Genomic DNA, 18,488 nt, shown 5'->3' with positions numbered 1-18,488 from the left:
AATGGCAGCGAATAACCGTATCGGCTCGAAGCGCCTCGTCGTCGGCGCTCACTATGGTCTGCGCGACTGGCTCGCGCAGCGCGTCACCGCCACCGTGATGGCGATCTACACCGTCATCCTGCTCGTCTGGTTCTTCACGGCGCGCGATTTCTCGTACGAGGGCTGGGCGTCGATCTTCGCGACGCAATGGATGAAGCTCGCGACCTTCGTCACGCTGCTTTCGCTCTTCTATCACGCATGGGTCGGCGTGCGCGACATCTGGATGGACTACGTGAAGCCCGTCGGTGTGCGCCTGCTGCTGCAATCGCTGACGATCGTCTGGCTGCTCGCGTGCGCGGGCTACGCTGCGCAGATTCTCTGGAGAGTTTAAAAGAATGGCTGCAATCAAAACTTCCCTGCCGCGTCGCAAGTTCGACGTGGTGATCGTCGGCGCGGGCGGCTCGGGGATGCGCGCGTCCCTGCAACTGTCGCGTGCGGGTCTCTCCGTCTGCGTGCTGTCGAAAGTGTTCCCGACCCGTTCGCACACGGTCGCCGCGCAAGGCGGGATCGGCGCGTCGCTCGGCAACATGAGCGAAGACAACTGGCACTATCACTTCTACGACACGATCAAGGGCTCCGACTGGCTCGGCGACCAGGACGCGATCGAGTTCATGTGCCGTGAAGCGCCGAACGCCGTGTACGAGCTCGAGCACTTCGGCATGCCGTTCGACCGCAACGCGGACGGCACGATCTACCAGCGCCCGTTCGGCGGCCACACCGCGAACTACGGCGAGAAGCCGGTCCAGCGCGCGTGCGCGGCGGCCGACCGCACCGGTCACGCGCTGCTGCACACGCTGTACCAGCAGAACGTCGCGGCGAAGACGCAGTTCTTCGTCGAATGGATGGCGCTCGACCTGATCCGCGACGCGGACGGCGACGTGCTCGGCGTGACGGCCCTCGAAATGGAAACGGGCGACGTCTACATCCTCGAAGGCAAGACCACGCTGTTTGCGACGGGCGGCGCGGGCCGGATCTTCGCGGCGTCGACGAACGCGTTCATCAACACGGGCGACGGCCTCGGCATGGCGGCCCGCTCGGGCGTCGCGCTGCAGGACATGGAGTTCTGGCAGTTCCATCCGACAGGCGTCGCGGGCGCGGGCGTGCTGATTACCGAAGGCGTGCGCGGCGAGGGCGGCATTCTGCGCAACTCGAACGGCGAGCGCTTCATGGAGCGCTACGCGCCGACGCTGAAGGATCTGGCGCCGCGCGATTTCGTGTCGCGCTCGATGGACCAGGAAATCAAGGAAGGCCGCGGCGTCGGCCCGAACAAGGACCACGTGCTGCTCGACCTGTCGCACATCGGCGCCGAGACGATCATGAAGCGTCTGCCGTCGATTCGCGAGATCGCGCTGAAGTTCGCGAACGTCGATTGCATCAAGGAACCGATCCCGGTCGTGCCGACGATCCACTACCAGATGGGCGGCATCCCGACCAACATCCACGGCCAGGTCGTCGGCACGCCGCGCGGCCACGAAGAGCCGATCAACGGCTTCTACGCAGTGGGCGAATGCTCGTGCGTGTCCGTGCACGGCGCGAACCGCCTCGGCACGAACTCGCTGCTCGATCTGGTGGTGTTCGGCCGCGCGGCCGGCAACCACATCGTCGAGCACGTGAAGAACCAGCGCGACCACAAGCCGCTGCCGGCCGATGCGGCCGATTTTGCGCTCGAACGCCTGAACAAGCTCGAGAAGTCGACGTCGGGCGAGTACACGCAGGACATCGCGAACGACATCCGCGCGACGATGCAAAAGCATGCGGGCGTGTTCCGCACGTCGAAGCTGCTGGAAGAGGGCGTTCAGCAGATGGCGGGCCTGAAGGAGCGCGTCACGCACGTGCACCTGAAGGACAAGTCGAAGGTGTTCAACACCGCGCGCGTCGAAGCGCTCGAGCTGGCGAACCTGATCGAGGTCGCGCGCGCGACGATGGTGTCGGCGGAAGCGCGCAAGGAAAGCCGCGGCGCACACGCGCACAGCGATTACGAGCACCGCGACGACGACAACTGGCTGCGCCACACGCTGTGGTTCAGCGAAGCCGATCGCCTCGACTACAAGCCCGTCCATATGAAGCCGCTGACAGTCGAGTCCGTGCCGCCGAAGGCGCGTACCTTCTAAGCCAGCGCAAAGGAATCTGAAATGGCCAAACGCATTTTTGAAATCTACCGCTACGATCCGGACAAGGACGCCGCGCCGCGCATGCAGACGTACGAGCTGGAACTCCAGCACGAGCGGATGCTGCTCGACGCGCTCGTCAAGCTGAAGTCGGTCGACGAGACGCTGTCGTTCCGCCGCTCGTGCCGCGAAGGCGTGTGCGGTTCGGACGCGATGAACATCAACGGCAAGAACGGCCTCGCGTGCCTGACGAACCTGAACGACCTGCCGCAGAAGATCGTGCTGCGTCCGCTGCCGGGCCTGCCCGTCGTGCGCGACCTGATCTGCGATTTCACGCAGTTCTTCAACCAGTACCACTCGATCCGTCCGTACCTGATCAACGACGAGCCGCCGCCCGAGAAGGAGCGCCTGCAGTCGCCGGAAGAACGCGACGAGCTCGACGGCCTGTACGAGTGCATTCTGTGCGCGAGTTGCTCGACGTCGTGCCCGAGCTTCTGGTGGAATCCGGACAAGTTCGTCGGTCCGGCGGGCCTGCTGCAGGCGTATCGTTTCATCGCGGACAGCCGCGATCGTGCGACGGGCGAGCGCCTCGACAACCTCAACGATCCGTACCGTCTGTTCCGTTGCCATACGATCATGAACTGCGTCGACGTGTGCCCGAAGGGCCTGAACCCGACGAAGGCGATCGGCAAGATCAAGGAATTGATGGTTCGCCGCGCGGTCTGACATGAGCGAATCATCGCATCAATCCGACCCGCATCGCCGCGCGCGGCTTCGCTGGCGCGCGCGGCGCGGACTGCTGGAGAACGATCTCATTTTCGAGCGTTTCTTCGACAGACACGAGCACGACCTCAGCGACGCGGACGTGAGCGCACTGTCGCGCCTGCTGGATCTAAGCGACAACGACCTGATGGACTTGCTGCTCGCACGCAAGGAACCAGAAGGCGACTTTGCCGGCCCGGACATGTCCAGGCTGCTGGAGATGCTGCGCAGCGTTTGAGAGCGTTGTGCCCGTTATCGAATCCGTTTCTTTTTTCGATTGAGGATGTGTCATGACCCCGTCTGATGTTAAAGCCACGCTATCGTTCAGCGACAATTCGCCGAGCGTCGAACTGCCGATTTACAAGGGTACGATGGGCCCGGACGTAATCGATATCCGCAAGCTGTACGGCCAGACCGGCAAGTTCACGTATGACCCGGGCTTCATGTCGACGGCGTCTTGCAACTCGGCGATCACGTACATCGACGGCGACAAGGGCGAACTGCTGTACCGCGGCTTCCCGATCGACAATCTCGCTGAAAACGCGGACTTCCTCGAAACCTGCTATCTGCTGCTGAAGGGCGAGCTGCCGAACGCCGCGCAGAAGAAGGAATTCGTCGCCACCGTCACGAAGCACACGATGGTGCACGAGCAGATGCAGTTCTTCTTCCGCGGCTTCCGCCGCGACGCGCACCCGATGGCGATTCTCGTCGCCGCGGTTGGCGCGCTGTCCGCGTTCTATCACGATTCGCTCGACATCAACGACCCGCGTCATCGTGAAGTGTCGGCGATCCGCATGATCGCGAAGCTGCCGACGCTCGTCGCGATGGCGTTCAAGTACAGCATCGGCCAGCCGTTCGTCTATCCGCGCAACGACCTGTCGTACAGCGCGAACTTCATGCGCATGATGTTCGCGAACCCGTGCGAAGAGTACAAGGTCAACGACGTGCTCGTCCGCGCGCTCGACCGCATCCTGATCCTGCACGCCGACCACGAGCAGAACGCATCGACGTCGACGGTCCGTCTCGCGGGCTCGTCGGGCGCGAACCCGTTCGCGTGTATCGCGGCCGGCATCGCGTGTCTGTGGGGCCCGGCGCACGGCGGCGCGAACGAAGCCGCGCTGAACATGCTCGAGCAGATCGGCACGCCGGACAACATCCCCGAGTTCATCAAGCAGGTGAAGGACAAGAACTCGGGCGTGAAGCTGATGGGCTTCGGCCACCGCGTGTACAAGAATTACGACCCGCGCGCGAAGCTGATGCGCGAGACCTGCTACGAAGTGCTGAACGAACTGGGCCTGCACGACGATCCGCTCTTCAAGCTCGCGATGCAGCTCGAGAAGATCGCGCTCGAAGACGAGTACTTCGTGTCGCGCAAGCTGTACCCGAACGTCGATTTCTACTCGGGCATCGTCCAGCGCGCGCTGGGCATCCCGACGTCGATGTTCACCTGCATCTTCGCGATGGCGCGCACGGTCGGCTGGATCGCTCAGTGGAACGAGATGATCGCCGATCCCGAGCAGAAGATCGGTCGTCCGCGGCAGCTCTTCATCGGCGAGGCGCCGCGTACGGCGAAGCCGATCGATCAGCGCTGATCGGCGGCGCGCAGCGCGTGCGGCCAGTCCGCCGCGCGTGGTGCGGGCAACGCTGGATGAAACACCCCGACGGTTCGCCTGTCGGGGTGTTCGTTTTTCAGCGGCGCGTTTTCGTGGTCGTACCGCGCTCGAGCGACGGCGGGCGCACGTCGATGCCTTCCGCCGGCGCCGGCGCATCTTGGGGCGGGCGGCCGCGCTCGGCGAGAAATTGCCGGTATGCGCGCGGCGACAGCTGTCGCGCGGCGAGGAACTGGCGATTGAAGTTCGCGAGATTCGCATAGCCGGAGCGCGTCGCGACGAGCGACACCGGCCAGTCGGTCGATGCGAGCAGCCGTGCCGCGTGCGCGAGCCGCAGCCGCTGCAGATAGCGGCCGATGGTCTCGCCGAGGTGCCGCGCGAACCGCCGTTGCAGCGAGCGTTCGGACAGGTGCGCGACCGCCGCGAGTTCGGCGATGCGCAGCGGTTCGTGAAAGCGGCGGTCGAGCAGATCGAGCACGCGGTCGAGGCGCTCGGCTTCGGGCGCGAGCGCGGCGCCGTCGGCGGTGTGGTATGCGGCGGCCGTCGCGAGCGGCGTCGCGTGCGCGTCGGCGAGGAAAGCGAGGACGTCGAGCGCGGCCGCGAGCCGCACACGCGGCGCGCGGTCGACGAGCGCGGGCAGCCGCGAGCGCATCTCGACCGCGGCGTCCGGCCCGAACGCGAGCCCTGGCGCGGCTCGGCGCAGCAGCGTGCGCAAGCCTGCGAATTCGGGGCAGCAGTCGGCGACGCGCTGTGCCCAGTCGCCGTCGAACCAGACGACGAGCGCGACGAGCGGCACGTCCGGATCGATGCGCGTGTCCGACGCCCACGTATGCGGCAGGTTTGGCGGCACGAGCACGAGATCGTCGCCCGCGTAGTCGGCGACGTGATCGCCGACGAAGCGCTTGCCGCGGCTGTTCAGCGTGAGCGTCAGCTCGTACTCCGGATGGTGGTGCCATTCGAACGGAATCTGCGCGAGCCTGCGCCGATAGACGCGGACCGAGCAGCCTTCGGAAATCGCGACGCGTTCGTAGCGCGGCTTCATGCCGGCCCCCGTTCGTCCGCGTGGCGGGTGGGCGTGGCATCATCGTCGGGTTTCGACGATACGGGAGGCACGCGAATGTTTTCACATGTCTGCATGGGCGTAACCGACGTCGAACGCGCTTATGCGTTCTATGCGCCGTTGATGGAAGCGTTGCAGCTCGCGCTCAAGTTTCGCGATCCCGACGGTTGGACCGGCTGGATGCCGGCCGACGCGCCGCGTCCGCTGTTCCTGATCGGCCGGCCGTTCGACGGCGCGCAGCACGCGCCCGGCAACGGCCAGATGACCGCGTTTCTCGCGGCGAATCGCGCGATGGTCGACCGCGTGTACGCGCTCGCGCTGCAAGCGGGGGGCACGAGCGAAGGGGCGCCCGGCTTGCGACCCCGCTACCACCCGAACTACTACGGCGCGTACTTTCGCGATCTCGACGGCAACAAGCTGTGCGTATGCTGCCACGAGCCGGAGTAGATGTGCGCGTCTCCGCTGCGAGACGGGAATAAGTGTCGGCGCGTAGCCAAAGCCCTTCGACGGCAGTCGAGCGGCCGACGATCGCGTGTTCGCGCGGCGGGAGCGAACGGGCGCGATGCGGCAGAATCGGCATGGGGCGCCGCGCGCCGCCGTCTTGATGAATGTGCGCAGTTCCTGTGCTTTGCGAGGTGGAGCGTATGTGCGCAATGCGGCTTGTCGTGGCGCTGGCCTGGTTGCTGACGATCGAAGGCGCAATTGCCGGCGTCGCCGAGGACAACGTGCAGCGGGCCGGGTTTCCGATGCCCGTGCGATCGACGGCGGCCGGCTGCCGGCAATGGGCGCAGCCCGTCTTTGTCGGCGCGCAGCGCGACGCATCGCCCGGCTGGGCGCGCGCGCTCGTTGCGATGGCCGCCTATGACGCCGCGGCGATGTCGAACACGCCGCGCTCGCACGAGACGGTCCAGTCACTGTGCGACGAGCATCGCGCCGCGCTGTTCTCGAGCGAGCACTACATGCTCGCGCCGCCGGTGATGGCGCGCTGATCGCGCGGTCCCGCGACGGACGCGGACGCGGCAGCTGCCGCGTCGTCGTCGCTCTTCCTGTTCGTATGCGTTGCGACGCCGCAAGCCGTGCCGTCGCGCATTGTGCGTTGCTCCCGCGCCAGGCCGCGCGGCGGTTCTTTCGGCCTTCGGCGCGCTTGTCCGGGCGGCTGGCGTAATCCTATCGATGGTTGGCGCAATTGCATCGCTTCTCACGGATCGGGCGATCTACGCTGAATGGGCGCGTTGACGTACGCCGCACCCATCCAGAATCAGATCAAGGAGACATCCGATGCCGTTTCATATCGACGACCTGCCGGCGGCGATCCGCACGACGAAAGCGGCGCTGCGCGCCGCACTGCCGAACCGCGCACAGGTGTTTCGCGAGCTCGAAGGCGAGATCGCGCGGCAAGCCGATGCGATCCTGACCGATCGCGCGCAAGGCCGAGACACGATCCCCGTGCTGCGCTTCGCCGACGTCGCCGCGGATTGCGTCGATTCGGCGTCGCTCGCCGCGCTCAGGGCGCGCGGCGCCTGCGTGATCCGCGGCGTGTTCGACGCGCTGCAGGCGAGCAATTGGAACGACGAGATCGCTGCGTACGTCGAGTCGAACCGGCTCGACGACAAGCTCGCCCATCGCGCGGAAGACCGTTACTTCGGCACGCTCGCGTCGAGCAAGCCGCAGATCCATGGCGTTTATTGGTCGAAGCCGCAGATCGCCGCGCGCCAGTCGCCCGCATTGACGCAGGCGCGTGTGTTCCTGAACCGGCTGTGGCGCGCGCAGAGCGAAGGGCGCGTGCATTTCGATCCGGCGCGCGTGCCGGCCTATGCGGACCGCATTCGCCGGCGGCCGCCGGGCTCGTCGTCGCTCGGCTTGTCGCCGCACGTCGACGGCGGCTCGGTCGAGCGCTGGCTCGGGCCGAACTTCCGGCGCGTCTATCGGCACGTGCTCGCGGGCGACTGGCGCGCCTACGATCCGTTCGACGCGGCGTTCCGGCCGGACGTCGAGGAGATTCCGTCGCCCGCCGTCTGCTCGATGTTCCGCACGTTCCAGGGCTGGACGGCGCTGACGCCGCAGGGGCCCGGCGACGGGACGCTGCAACTGATTCCGATCGCGAACGCGATGGCCTACGTCGTCCTGCGCGCGCTGCAGGACGACGTGCCCGGAGACGACCTGTGCGGCGCGCGGCCGGGCCGCGCGCTGTCGGTGCTGCCCGAATGGCATGCGCCGCTCCTCGCCGCGCTCGCGCCGATTCCGCAGATGCAGCCGGGCGACGCGGTGTTCTGGCACGGCGACGTCGTGCACGCGGTCGAGGACGCGCATCGTGGGCCGGGCTACAGCAACGTGATGTACATCGCGTCGGCGCCGGGGTGCGCGAAGAACGACGCTTACCTGAAGCGGCAGTTGCCGAGCTTTCTGCGCGGCGAGAGCCCGCCGGATTTTCCGGCCGATCACTTCGAGACGGATTTCGCCGGGCGTGCGCAGGCGGATGATCTGACCGCGCTCGGGCGCGAGCAGATGGGGTTCGGGTTGTGAGCGGTCGGCAGGCGTTGGCGCCGGGGCGAAATACGATCGCTCCGGCGCCCGCAAATGCCTGCGGGCTGCGCGCCGAGCGAAGCCATTGCGTTGGAGACGCGCGCTCGACCTGCTGAAACGGGCGTCGATCGCATCATGCTCGCACCGTCACCGCTCCCACGGCGGCGTGCGCGCCGTGTCGCGCTTGCCGTAACGCTCGATCGCATCGCGCACGACGTCGCGCGTCACGACCCCGTCGTCGGCGAGCGCGCGCAGCGCCGCAATCACGATCGACGCGCGATCGACCTCGAAGAACGCGCGCAGCGCCTGGCGCGTGTCGCTGCGGCCGAAGCCGTCGGTGCCGAGCGTCGCGTAGCGGCGCGGCACGTATGCGCGGATCAGCTCGGGCAGCGCGCGCGCGTAGTCGGTCGCGGCGATCACCGGCCCGTGCGTCGCGGCGAGCGCGGACGTGACATAAGGCGTCGCGTTTTCGTTCGCTTCGTCGCCGTCGAACAGACGCTGCGCGCGCTCGGCCGCGATGCCGTCGCGCTGCAGTTCGGTGAAGCTCGTCACGCTCCACACGGCCGCATCGATCTGCCAGTCGTCGCGCAGCATGCGCGCGGCCGCCTGCACTTCGCCGAGAATCGCGCCCGAGCCGAGCAACTGGACGCGCGCGGCGGGCAGCGCCGCCGCGTCGAGCGGATACATGCCCTTGAGGATGCCGTCGCGCAGCGCGCCGGCCCGGCCCGCGGGCAGCGACGGCTGCGCGTAGTTCTCGTTCGTGACAGTCAGGTAATAGAACGTGTCGCGCTGCCGCTCGACCATCTCGCGCATCCCTTCGTCGACGATCACCGCAACTTCGTACGAGAACGCCGGATCCCACGCGCGGCAGTTCGGCACCGTCGACGCGGCGAGATGGCTCGTGCCGTCCTGATGCTGGAGCCCTTCGCCGCAGAGCGTCGTCTTGCCGGCGGTCGCGCCAATCAGGAAGCCGCGCGCGCGTTGATCGGCGGCGGCCCAGATCAGATCGCCGATCCGCTGGAAGCCGAACATCGAGTAGTAGATGTAGAACGGCAGCATCGGCAGGTCGTGCACGCTGTACGACGTCGCCGCGGCGATCCACGACGACATCGCGCCCGCCTCCGAGATGCCCTCCTCGAGGATCTGTCCGCGCGTGTCCTCGCGGTAGTAGAGCATCGAGCCGAGGTCTTCCGGCTCGTAGCGCTGGCCGAGCGGCGAGTAGATGCCGACCTGCCGGAACAGGTTCGCCATCCCGAACGTGCGCGCCTCGTCGGCGACGACGGGCACGACGCGCGGCCCGAGCGCCGCGTCCTTCAGCAGGCCGCCGAGCATCCGCACGATCGCCATCGTCGTCGACATCTCGCGGCCGCCGGCGTCGAGCGCGAATTGCCCCCAGGAAGGCAACGACGGCACGGTCAATGCCGTCGTCGCCGCTTTCCGCCTTCTGGGCAGACAGCCTCCCAGGGCAGCCCGGCGCGCATGCAGGTATCGCATCTCCGGGCTGTCTTGCGCGGGCTTGTAGAAACGGAGCTGCTCGACATCGTCGTCGGAGAGCGGCAGCCGGAAACGGTCGCGGAACGCGAGCAGGTGCTCGACGTCGAGCTTCTTCTGCTGATGGGTCGTCATCCGCCCCTGGCCGATCGCGCCCATTCCGAAGCCCTTCATCGTCTTCGCGAGGATCACGGTCGGCCGGCCTTCGTGACGGACCGCGCTTTCGTACGCGGCGTACAGCTTGCACGCGTCGTGGCCGCCGCGGCGCAGCCGGTCGATGTCTTCGTCGCGCAGATGCGCGACGAGCGACGCGAGCGCGTCGTCCTGGCCGAAGAAGCGTGCGCGGTTGTATGCGCCGTCGTTCGCCGAGAAGGTCTGGAACTGGCCGTCGACCGTCTGCGCGAACGCGCGCGCAAGCGCGCCCGTCACGTCGCGCGCGAAGAGCGCATCCCAGTCCGAGCCCCACAGCACCTTGATCACGTTCCAGCCGGCGCCCGCGAACTGTGATTCGAGCTCGTCGACGATGCGGCCGTTGCCGCGCACGGGGCCGTCGAGCCGCTGCAGATTGCAGTTGATCACGAACACGAGATTGTCGAGCCCTTCGCGCGCCGCGAGCGACAGCGCGCCGATCGATTCGGGCTCGTCCATCTCGCCGTCGCCGAAGAAGCCCCATACCTTGCGGCCATCGGTGCGCAGCAGCCCGCGGTTCTGCAGATAGCGCATGAAGCGCGCCTGGTAGATCGCATTGATCGGACCGATGCCCATCGAGCCCGTCGGGAACTGCCAGAAATCGGGCATCAGCCACGGATGCGGATACGAGCAGAGGCCCGGTCCGGCGATCTCGCGCCGATAGTGCTCGAGCTGCGCTTCGCTCAGGAATCCTTCGAGAAACGCGCGCGCATAGACGCCCGGCGACGAGTGCGGCTGGAAGTAGACGAGATCGCCGCCCGACGCGTCGTCCGCCGCGCGGAAGAAGTGGTTGAAGCCGACCTCGAACAGATCGGCCGCCGACGCGTAGCTCGCGATGTGGCCGCCGAGCTCGCCGTACGCGCGGTTTGCGCGCACCACCATCGCGAGCGCGTTCCAGCGCAGCACCGCCGCCAGGCGCGCTTCGAGCTGAAGGTCGCCCGGATACGGCGGCTGCGCGTCGAGCGGGATCGTATTGACGTACGGCGTCGTGTTCGCATGTGGCGGCGCGACCCGGCGGCGCGCCGCGTGCTCGGCGAGCTGCGCGAGCAGGTACCGCGCGCGGTCGACGCCCGTGTGCTCGACGACGCCGTCGAGCGCGTCCAGCCATTCGGCGGTTTCCTGCGGATCGGTGTCGTCGTGGCGGCGCGCGGCCGAGAGGACCGGGCGGATACCGTTCGACAAGTCGTTCATGCGCGGCTCCAGATGGGGCGGGTTCGAGGAAGCGACATCGGCAGCAACAGCCGTTAAGGTTATCCACGCAGCCGCAGAATGTGCATCTCTTTTGGTTGGAATTTTGGTTTCGTGTAACGTACAAATTCCTGAAAAATCTCTGTTTTCAGAATATTTGTACTATGAGCGCTCCTTCCCGCCGGCTGGACCGGATCGACATCGGCATCCTCAATCAACTGCAGCAGAACGCGCGGATCACGAACGCGGAGCTCGCGCGCGCGGTGAACCTGTCGCCGACGCCGTGCTTCAACCGCGTCCGCGCGCTCGAGAAGCTCGGTCTCATCAAGCAGCAGGTGACGCTGCTGAATCCGGAGCCGCTCGGGCTGCGGATCAACGTGTTCATCCAGGTGAGCCTCGAGAAGCAGGTCGAGGACGCGCTGCGCCGCTTCGAGGAGGCGATCGACAAGCGGCCCGAGGTGATGGAGTGCTATCTGATGTCGGGCGATGCGGACTATCTGCTGCGCGTCGTCGTGCCGAGCATGAAGAGCCTCGAGCGCTTCATCCTCGATCAGTTGACGACGATTCCCGGCGTGTCGAACATCCGGTCGAGCTTCGCGCTCAAGCAGGTCCGCTATCGGACCGCATTGCCGCTGCCCGCGGGCGGGCTCACGCTCGCCGACGGCGACGACGCGCCGCAGGAATGGGTGTGAGCGAAGCGTTCGCGGTTCGGTTGCGCCGCGCGATGCGCGCGCACGGACTGCTGCGTTGCGACCTCATGCCGCACCGTCGAGCGCGGCTGCGATGCGTCGTCGGTCGCGGCAGGCGTGCGACGCGCATCGTCTCGCGTGCGATCGATGGTGATCGTGCGCGCGGAGCGGACACCGCTCGAGTCCTTGTCTGCCGCGGCATTCCCGGTGGAACGCAAAAATCGAGACGATAGTCTCGATACGTTTTTCGACGCGTTCGATCCCGTGGTAATTCACATCGCGTGCGCGATTGAATGTCTGGAAAAGCTTCATGTGATTTCCATTTATTAATGGGCGGTTTATGTGTCGATGGGTTGAAAATCCATCGATTTCGTATTTGATTGCATCTGGACCGTTTAATAAACATATTAATAAATTGATTGTCGAATTGAATGTTGCGATTTCATTGCGTTAATATGACCGCAAGATGTCGTGTGATGCTCAAGTGCGCAGAGTCGGCTGAAAGCGCGTGCGTTTATGTGCGGTGCGCGTGGAGACGCCGCCATTGCGCGCGACCGGGAGCGAATCTCGGCCGCATGGCGGTCTTTTCGATTGCCGGCATTTGCCATGCCGATTTTCAGAAACGGCCTGCTGATTATCTGATTGGTGCTCGTGTGCAAGCCTCGCGTTTTCTCGGATATTCCGGACCTGTTATTCATTGATTCGGCGCGAGCCCGGAACGACCATGGCGTGATATGAAATGAAAGGACAGGACGGAACGCAAGCTGAAGGACTGCCGGCCGATTTCGGCCGGTTGCGCGAGGAATTCCGGAGCGCGGACGACGCCGATCTTCGCGCGCTCGTCGACGAGAATCTTCGCCGTGCGGAAAGCGAATGGCGCGGGATCCAGCCCGTCATCGATCGGGCGTCCGACGATGCGAACGGCGCCGATGCCACGCTCGGCCCGGCTCGCCGTTCGGCCCATGATCCGCTCGATGCGCACCTGCGGCGAAGCGGGCCCGCCGCCGCGCCGGCGTCCGGCGACGACGCACGGGCGACGTCGGGCGAGCAGGCGACGAAGACGCTGATTCCGGGCTATCCGGTGCTGGACGCCGATCGGCCGTCCGTCGGCGAATTCGTCGCGTTCGTTGCCGACATGCGCAATTCGAGCGCCCGATTTTCCGAATCCGCAACCTTCCCGCACATTCGCTGCGGCCTGCAGCGCATCTTCTACGAGACCTCCGCGCTGATTCCGGCGATTGCGCACACGGCTGCGCAGGCGGGCGGTCAGGCGACCGAACTGCTCGGCGACGGCCTGTTGATCCTGTTTCACATCGAGTGCGGCAAGCGGGAGCAAGTGATCGCGCGCGCGTGCGCGGCGGCGACGCGTTGCATCGACAGCTCGATCGCGTGCGTGAACGAACTGCTGTGGCAGCGGCACCGGCTTCCGCCATTGAAAATCGGCATCGGCCTTGCTTACGGGCCGGCGATCGTCAAGGTCGTCGATGCGAACGGCCGCCATCCGAAAGTCATCGGGCAGTGCATCTGGGATGCGACGAAGCTAAGCGGCGGCGAGAACGCGATCGGTCTGTCGCGCCCGCTTCAGGACTTCCTGCGCGCGAAGGGAATCAACGAACATTTCGAGGTGACGCATGCATGACCGCCGCCAGATGCATCTGAACTGTCATATCGTCGGCGTCGGCCAGCATCCGGCCGGATGGCGCACGCTTCGCAACACGCGTGCGATCGTCGATCCGGACTTCTATCGACGGATCGCGCAAATCGCGGAGCTGGGCAAGTTCGACGCGCTGTTCTTCTCCGATTCGCTTTCGCTGCACGGCCATGCGCACGGGCCGTCGCAGATGCTCGATCCGCTCGTTGTCGCGTCCGCGCTGTCGCTCGTCACCGAGCGCATCGGACTGATCTGCACGGCGTCCACGACGTTCAGCGATCCGTTTTCGCTCGCGCGCCGCTTCCAGTCGCTCGATCAATTGAGCGGCGGCAGGGCGGGATGGAACGCGGTCACCACCTACAATCCGGCCGCGGCCGCGAATTTCGGCTCGGTCGCGTTGCCGGGCGCGTCGGAGCGCTACGCGCGCGCGGACGAGTTCATCGACGTGACGATCAAGCTGTGGGAAAGCTGGGGCGAGCGCGCGCTCGTCGCGGACGCGGCGAGCGGCGTGTTCGCCGATCCCGCGCAGGTCCGGCGAATCGATCATCACGGCCGGCATTTCGATGTCGCCGGCCCGCTGAACGTGCCGCGCAGTCCGCAGGGGCGGCCGCTCCTCGTTCAGGCCGGGGCGTCCGAAGCCGGTCTCGATCTGGCGGCCAAGCATGCGGACATGGTGTTCACGTCGCAGAATTCGCTCGAAGGCGCGAAGCGGTTCTACGCGGATCTCAAGTCGAGAGTGCGCGCGCGAGGGCGGGATCCCGGGCAATTCGGGATATTGCCGGGGCTGTATCCGGTCATCGGCTCGACGATGGCCGAGGCGCGCGCGAGGAAAGACGAAATGGACGCGTTGCGCGATCCGGGCGGCGACGTCGAGATGCTCGCGCGCCAGTTCGGCATCGGGCCGGACGACATCGCGCTCGACGCGCCGCTGCCTTACGAGCGGATCGCGCGCGCGTCGCGGGACCATGTATCGCACGGTTTCGCCGCGCAGATGATCGCATTCGCGCGCGAGAGAAACCTGACGGTGCGCGAGCTGATCGGGCACAACCTCGGCATGCACCGGATCGTCGTCGGCACGCCGGAATCGATCGCCGACGATATGGCGCAATGGTTTGAGCACGGCGCGGCCGACGGCTTCAACCTGAACTTCGACGTGTTCCCGGACGGGCTGCGGACGATGGTCGAGCATGTCGTGCCGTTGCTGCAGAAGCGGGCGCTTTTCAGATCCGATTATTCGGGGCGCACGCTGAAGGATCATCTCGGCGTGGGCTATTGAGCGCGGCGCGACGGGCGGGCGGCGCATCCTCTTTCCAGCGCGCCGCGGTATGGCGCAGCGCGTCCGTGCGCGGCCGCGCGTTGCCGATGCTGCGACCGAGCGCATGGGCGGCCGCATCGTCAAACGTCATGCGCCGTGCCGCTCGCCGACGGCCACTGCGTCGCCGTGCGCTTCGTCTACTTATCCATGGTCCGGTCGATAGCGGGCGCCGCTTGCCGGAATTTGCCGGGTAATCCTGATACCCGTATCGGCTGTACCACTCAACTCACTGTTTTTTATGGGTTTTTTCGTTTTCCTGGTACAAAGGTGCGGGCTTCGCGTGGCATAATCGACTGCACCCGAACGCATGTTCGCAGTCAAACGACCCCGCATACCCATGGCACAGACTCTCTACGACAAATTGTGGAATTCGCACGTCGTCCACACCGAGGAGGACGGCACCACATTGCTCTACATCGATCGCCAACTGCTGCACGAAGTCACGAGCCCGCAGGCATTCGAGGGGCTGAAGCTCGCGCAGCGTCCGGTGTGGCGAATCAGCGCGAATCTCGCGGTCTCCGATCACAACGTGCCGACGACGGACCGCAGTCACGGCATCGCCGATCCGGTGTCGAAGCTGCAGGTCGACACGCTCGACGCGAACTGCGATGCATACGGCATCACGCAATTCAAGATGAACGACGTCCGTCAGGGCATCGTCCACATCATCGGGCCCGAGCAGGGCGCGACGCTGCCCGGCATGACGATCGTCTGCGGCGATTCGCACACGTCGACGCACGGCGCGTTCGGCGCGCTCGCGCACGGCATCGGCACGTCGGAAGTCGAGCACGTGCTCGCGACGCAGACGCTTTTGCAGAAGAAGAGCAAGAACATGCTCGTGAAGGTCGAGGGCCCGCTGCCGCGCGGTTGCACCGCGAAGGACATCGTGCTCGCGATCATCGGCAAGATCGGCACCGCGGGCGGCACCGGCTACGCGATCGAATTCGGCGGCTCGACGATTCGCGCGCTGTCGATGGAAGGCCGGATGACGGTCTGCAACATGGCGATCGAAGCGGGCGCGCGCGCCGGCATGGTCGCCGTCGACGACACGACGGTCGAATACCTGAAGGACCGTCCCTTCGTGCCGACGGGTGCGCAATGGAATCAGGCGGCCGAATATTGGAAGACGTTCAGGTCCGACGAAGGCGCGCGGTTCGACGCCGTCGTCGAGCTGAACGCGGCGGAGATCGTGCCGCAGGTCACGTGGGGCACGTCGCCGGAAATGGTCACGTCGATCGACGGCCGCGTGCCTGATCCCGAGCGTGAGAAGGACCCGGTCAAGCGCGACGCGATGGAGCGCGCGCTCGCGTACATGGCGCTCACGCCGAATACGCCGATCGAGGCGATCAATGTCGACAAGATCTTCATCGGCTCGTGCACGAACGCGCGGATCGAAGACATCCGCGCGGCCGCGTACGTCGTCAAGAAGCTCAATCGCCGCGTCGCGCCGAACGTGCGCCTCGCGATGGTCGTGCCGGGCTCGGGCCTCGTGAAGGCGCAGGCCGAGCGCGAAGGGCTCGACAAGGTGTTCACGGAAGCCGGCTTCGAATGGCGCGAGCCGGGCTGCTCGATGTGCCTCGCGATGAACGCCGACCGGCTCGAGCCGGGCGAGCGCTGCGCGTCGACGTCGAACCGCAACTTCGAAGGACGTCAGGGCCAGGGCGGCCGCACGCATCTCGTCAGCCCGGCGATGGCCGCGGCGGCGGCGATCGAAGGCCACTTCGTCGACATTCGCAAACTGGGGTGAGCGCGTGAAAGCAACGGCATTTTTCGGGCGGCTCGTCGCCGTGATCGCATTGGCGGGCTTCGCGTTCGGCCTTGCGGGCTGCAACACGGTCGCGGGCATGGGCGAGGACATCAACGCCGCCGGCCACGCGATCAAGAAGGCCGCGGAGTGACGGCGCGCGAGCGCAACGATTCGATTTCGCCGGCCCGCGCGGCCGGCCTCCAATCTGGTTGACGGATCATGGAAAAATTCAATGTGCATACCGGCGTCGTGGCGCCGCTCGATCGCGAGAACGTCGACACCGACGCGATCATCCCGAAGCAGTTCCTGAAGTCGATCAAGCGCACGGGCTTCGGCCCGAACGCGTTCGACGAGTGGCGCTATCTCGATCACGGCGAGCCCGGCCAGGACAACTCGAAACGTCCGCTGAACCCGGACTTCGTGCTGAACCAGTCGCGCTACCAGGGCGCGTCGGTGCTGCTCGCGCGCAAGAATTTCGGCTGCGGCAGCTCGCGCGAGCATGCGCCGTGGGCGCTGCAGCAGTACGGCTTCCGCGCGATCGTCGCGCCGAGCTTCGCCGACATCTTCTTCAACAACTGCTACAAGAACGGCTTGCTGCCGATCGTGCTGACCGAGCAGCAGGTCGACCACCTGTTCAACGAGACGTACGCGTTCAACGGCTATCAGCTCACGATCGATCTCGGCGCGCAGGTCGTGCGCGCGCCGGACGGCCGCGAGTATCCGTTCGAAATCACCGCGTTCCGCAAGTACTGTCTCGTGAACGGCTTCGACGATATCGGCCTCACGCTGCGCCACGCCGACAAGATCCGTCAGTACGAAGCGGAGCGGCTCGCGAAGCAGCCGTGGCTCGACAACCGGCTGATCGGCTGACGCCTCTCGCGCGAGCGCGCGCCGCGATCGATGGCCGGCGCGCGCGCTTCGTCCGAATCCAACAACTCATTCATCCAGTCAGGAATTTCGCATGAAGATTGCAGTGCTGCCCGGCGACGGCATCGGTCCGGAGATCGTCAACGAAGCGGTGAAGGTGCTGAACGCGCTCGACGAGTGGTTCGAACTCGAGCAGGCGCCCGTCGGCGGCGCCGGCTACGAGGCGAGCGGCCGTCCGTTGCCGGAAGCGACGCTCGCGCTCGCGAAGGAAGCGGACGCGATCCTGTTCGGCGCGGTCGGCGACTGGAAGTACGACTCGCTCGAGCGCGCGCTGCGCCCCGAGCAGGCGATTCTCGGTCTGCGCAAGCATCTCGAGCTGTTCGCGAACTTTCGCCCGGCGATCTGCTATTCGCAGCTCGTCGACGCGTCGCCGCTGAAGCCCGAGCTGATCGCGGGCCTCGACATCCTGATCGTGCGCGAACTGAACGGCGACATCTACTTCGGTCAGCCGCGCGGCGTGCGCGCAGCGCCCGACGGCCCGTTCGCCGGCGCGCGCGAAGGCTTCGACACGATGCGCTATTCGGAGCCGGAAGTGCGCCGCATCGCACATGTCGCGTTCCAGGCCGCGCAGAAGCGCGCCAAGAAGCTGCTGTCGGTCGACAAGTCGAACGTGCTCGAGACGTCGCAGTTCTGGCGCGACATCATGATCGACGTATCGAAGGAATACGCGGACGTCGAGCTGTCGCACATGTACGTCGACAACGCGGCGATGCAGCTCGCGAAGGCGCCGAAGCAGTTCGACGTGATCGTGACGGGCAACATGTTCGGCGACATCCTGTCGGACGAGGCCGCGATGCTGACGGGCTCGATCGGCATGCTGCCGTCGGCGTCGCTCGACAAGAACAACAAGGGCTTGTACGAGCCGTCGCACGGGTCCGCGCCGGACATCGCGGGCAAGGGCGTCGCGAATCCGCTCGCGACGATCCTGTCGGCCGCGATGCTGCTGCGCTACTCGCTGAACCGCGCCGAACAGGCGGACCGGATCGAGAACGCGGTCAAGAAGGTGCTCGAAGCGGGTTACCGGACGGCGGACATCGCGACGCCGGGTTGCCGCAAGGTCGGCACCGCGGCGATGGGCGACGCGGTCGTCGCGGCGCTGTAATCGCGGCGCACGGGCCGCGCGTTCGGAGCGGTTCGTCGTCGCAGTCCGGCCGGGCGCCCCGAAAACGGGGTCCGTCCGGTTTTCCTG

At 66.2% G+C, this 18,488-nt stretch carries 17 protein-coding genes; 15 read left to right on the top strand and 2 right to left on the bottom strand.

Annotated features, from left to right (window positions below):
- The first annotated feature begins 1 nt into the window (after position 1).
- The 5 genes from sdhD to gltA are packed head-to-tail and all read left to right on the top strand — an operon-like array spanning position 2 to position 4,501.
- A complete protein-coding gene (sdhD, locus tag WS62_RS14810) occupies positions 2 to 370 on the top strand; it encodes a succinate dehydrogenase, hydrophobic membrane anchor protein (protein ID WP_059472815.1) in 369 nt (122 codons plus the stop codon).
- A 4-nt stretch (positions 371 to 374) separates the two neighbouring features.
- Positions 375 to 2,150: a succinate dehydrogenase flavoprotein subunit gene (sdhA, locus tag WS62_RS14805; RefSeq protein WP_066492179.1), complete on the top strand. Its 1,776-nt coding sequence runs from the start codon at positions 375 to 377 to the stop codon at positions 2,148 to 2,150.
- Between the two features lie 21 nt (positions 2,151 to 2,171).
- On the top strand, positions 2,172 to 2,873 hold the full coding sequence (locus WS62_RS14800; protein WP_066492177.1) for a succinate dehydrogenase iron-sulfur subunit: 702 nt from the start codon (positions 2,172 to 2,174) through the stop codon (positions 2,871 to 2,873).
- A gap of 1 nt (position 2,874) precedes the next feature.
- Positions 2,875 to 3,147: an FAD assembly factor SdhE gene (locus WS62_RS14795; protein WP_059472817.1), complete on the top strand. Its 273-nt coding sequence runs from the start codon at positions 2,875 to 2,877 to the stop codon at positions 3,145 to 3,147.
- A 52-nt stretch (positions 3,148 to 3,199) separates the two neighbouring features.
- The gene (gene gltA / locus WS62_RS14790) at positions 3,200 to 4,501 is read left to right on the top strand and encodes a citrate synthase (protein WP_066571888.1); all 1,302 of its coding nucleotides are present in this window, start codon (positions 3,200 to 3,202) and stop codon (positions 4,499 to 4,501) included.
- A gap of 97 nt (positions 4,502 to 4,598) precedes the next feature.
- On the opposite strand, the gene WS62_RS14785 is transcribed toward gltA, so the two are convergent.
- Positions 4,599 to 5,561: a helix-turn-helix domain-containing protein gene (locus tag WS62_RS14785; RefSeq protein ID WP_066571886.1), complete on the bottom strand. Its 963-nt coding sequence runs from the start codon at positions 5,559 to 5,561 to the stop codon at positions 4,599 to 4,601.
- 75 nt (positions 5,562 to 5,636) lie between these two features.
- Between WS62_RS14785 and WS62_RS14780 the strand changes: the two genes are divergently transcribed.
- The 3 genes from WS62_RS14780 to WS62_RS14770 all read left to right on the top strand — a co-directional run bounded on the left by WS62_RS14780 (position 5,637) and on the right by WS62_RS14770 (position 8,102).
- Complete coding sequence (locus tag WS62_RS14780) at positions 5,637 to 6,026, top strand: VOC family protein (RefSeq protein ID WP_066571883.1); 390 nt, start codon at positions 5,637 to 5,639, stop codon at positions 6,024 to 6,026.
- A gap of 206 nt (positions 6,027 to 6,232) precedes the next feature.
- Positions 6,233 to 6,568 carry a hypothetical protein gene (locus tag WS62_RS14775; RefSeq protein ID WP_231748299.1) on the top strand — a complete coding sequence of 112 codons (336 nt, stop codon included), beginning with the start codon at positions 6,233 to 6,235 and terminating at the stop codon, positions 6,566 to 6,568.
- A 289-nt stretch (positions 6,569 to 6,857) separates the two neighbouring features.
- Positions 6,858 to 8,102, top strand: coding sequence for a DUF1479 domain-containing protein (locus WS62_RS14770; protein ID WP_066571880.1), 1,245 nt, complete (start codon positions 6,858 to 6,860; stop codon positions 8,100 to 8,102).
- 147 nt (positions 8,103 to 8,249) lie between these two features.
- Here WS62_RS14770 and mdeB read toward each other — a convergent pair whose 3' ends face one another.
- Positions 8,250 to 10,973, bottom strand: coding sequence for an alpha-ketoglutarate dehydrogenase (mdeB, locus tag WS62_RS14765; protein WP_066571877.1), 2,724 nt, complete (start codon positions 10,971 to 10,973; stop codon positions 8,250 to 8,252).
- Between the two features lie 161 nt (positions 10,974 to 11,134).
- Here mdeB and WS62_RS14760 point away from each other — a divergent pair, with 161 nt between their 5' ends.
- The 7 genes from WS62_RS14760 (at position 11,135) to leuB (ending at position 18,401) form a co-directional block, all read left to right on the top strand.
- Positions 11,135 to 11,662: an Lrp/AsnC family transcriptional regulator gene (locus WS62_RS14760; protein WP_066571875.1), complete on the top strand. Its 528-nt coding sequence runs from the start codon at positions 11,135 to 11,137 to the stop codon at positions 11,660 to 11,662.
- 736 nt (positions 11,663 to 12,398) lie between these two features.
- Entirely contained in the window at positions 12,399 to 13,298 is a 900-nt protein-coding gene (locus WS62_RS14750; RefSeq protein WP_231748298.1) for a hypothetical protein, read from the top strand.
- Positions 13,291 to 14,586: an LLM class flavin-dependent oxidoreductase gene (locus WS62_RS14745; RefSeq protein ID WP_066571870.1), complete on the top strand. Its 1,296-nt coding sequence runs from the start codon at positions 13,291 to 13,293 to the stop codon at positions 14,584 to 14,586. The genes WS62_RS14750 and WS62_RS14745 overlap by 8 nt, the downstream gene beginning before the upstream one ends.
- Before the next feature lie 376 nt (positions 14,587 to 14,962).
- Positions 14,963 to 16,372, top strand: coding sequence for a 3-isopropylmalate dehydratase large subunit (leuC, locus tag WS62_RS14740; protein ID WP_066571869.1), 1,410 nt, complete (start codon positions 14,963 to 14,965; stop codon positions 16,370 to 16,372).
- A gap of 4 nt (positions 16,373 to 16,376) precedes the next feature.
- Entirely contained in the window at positions 16,377 to 16,523 is a 147-nt protein-coding gene (locus WS62_RS14735; protein ID WP_010109935.1) for an entericidin A/B family lipoprotein, read from the top strand.
- A 68-nt stretch (positions 16,524 to 16,591) separates the two neighbouring features.
- Positions 16,592 to 17,242, top strand: a complete 651-nt coding sequence (leuD, locus tag WS62_RS14730) for a 3-isopropylmalate dehydratase small subunit (RefSeq protein ID WP_066571867.1) — start codon at positions 16,592 to 16,594, stop codon at positions 17,240 to 17,242.
- A 91-nt stretch (positions 17,243 to 17,333) separates the two neighbouring features.
- Positions 17,334 to 18,401 (top strand): 3-isopropylmalate dehydrogenase, encoded by a 1,068-nt coding sequence (gene leuB / locus WS62_RS14725; RefSeq protein WP_066571865.1) that lies wholly within the window; start codon positions 17,334 to 17,336, stop codon positions 18,399 to 18,401.
- The last annotated feature ends 87 nt before the right edge of the window (positions 18,402 to 18,488 follow it).

Origin of the sequence: Burkholderia sp. ABCPW 14 (assembly GCF_001523835.1) — a bacterium.
GTDB classification, from domain to species: domain Bacteria; phylum Pseudomonadota; class Gammaproteobacteria; order Burkholderiales; family Burkholderiaceae; genus Burkholderia; species Burkholderia mayonis.
Note: the sequence above shows the minus strand (reverse complement) of the source record. Positions and strands in the feature narration are given on the sequence as shown.

What these genes read in the sequence shown, in the direction of transcription:
- WS62_RS14760 (WP_066571875.1), top strand. Translation starts at nt 11,135, where the DNA reads ATGAGCGCTCCTTCCCGCCGGCTGGACCGGATCGACATCGGCATCCTC.
- WS62_RS14750 (WP_231748298.1), top strand. Translation starts at nt 12,399, where the DNA reads ATGAAAGGACAGGACGGAACGCAAGCTGAAGGACTGCCGGCCGATTTC.
- WS62_RS14780 (WP_066571883.1), top strand. Translation starts at nt 5,637, where the DNA reads ATGTTTTCACATGTCTGCATGGGCGTAACCGACGTCGAACGCGCTTAT.
- WS62_RS14800 (WP_066492177.1), top strand. Translation starts at nt 2,172, where the DNA reads ATGGCCAAACGCATTTTTGAAATCTACCGCTACGATCCGGACAAGGAC.
- WS62_RS14785 (WP_066571886.1), bottom strand. Translation starts at nt 5,561, where the DNA reads ATGAAGCCGCGCTACGAACGCGTCGCGATTTCCGAAGGCTGCTCGGTC.
- sdhD (WP_059472815.1), top strand. Translation starts at nt 2, where the DNA reads ATGGCAGCGAATAACCGTATCGGCTCGAAGCGCCTCGTCGTCGGCGCT.
- WS62_RS14795 (WP_059472817.1), top strand. Translation starts at nt 2,875, where the DNA reads ATGAGCGAATCATCGCATCAATCCGACCCGCATCGCCGCGCGCGGCTT.
- leuD (WP_066571867.1), top strand. Translation starts at nt 16,592, where the DNA reads ATGGAAAAATTCAATGTGCATACCGGCGTCGTGGCGCCGCTCGATCGC.
- leuB (WP_066571865.1), top strand. Translation starts at nt 17,334, where the DNA reads ATGAAGATTGCAGTGCTGCCCGGCGACGGCATCGGTCCGGAGATCGTC.
- sdhA (WP_066492179.1), top strand. Translation starts at nt 375, where the DNA reads ATGGCTGCAATCAAAACTTCCCTGCCGCGTCGCAAGTTCGACGTGGTG.
- WS62_RS14745 (WP_066571870.1), top strand. Translation starts at nt 13,291, where the DNA reads ATGCATGACCGCCGCCAGATGCATCTGAACTGTCATATCGTCGGCGTC.
- mdeB (WP_066571877.1), bottom strand. Translation starts at nt 10,973, where the DNA reads ATGAACGACTTGTCGAACGGTATCCGCCCGGTCCTCTCGGCCGCGCGC.
- WS62_RS14770 (WP_066571880.1), top strand. Translation starts at nt 6,858, where the DNA reads ATGCCGTTTCATATCGACGACCTGCCGGCGGCGATCCGCACGACGAAA.
- leuC (WP_066571869.1), top strand. Translation starts at nt 14,963, where the DNA reads ATGGCACAGACTCTCTACGACAAATTGTGGAATTCGCACGTCGTCCAC.
- WS62_RS14775 (WP_231748299.1), top strand. Translation starts at nt 6,233, where the DNA reads ATGCGGCTTGTCGTGGCGCTGGCCTGGTTGCTGACGATCGAAGGCGCA.
- gltA (WP_066571888.1), top strand. Translation starts at nt 3,200, where the DNA reads ATGACCCCGTCTGATGTTAAAGCCACGCTATCGTTCAGCGACAATTCG.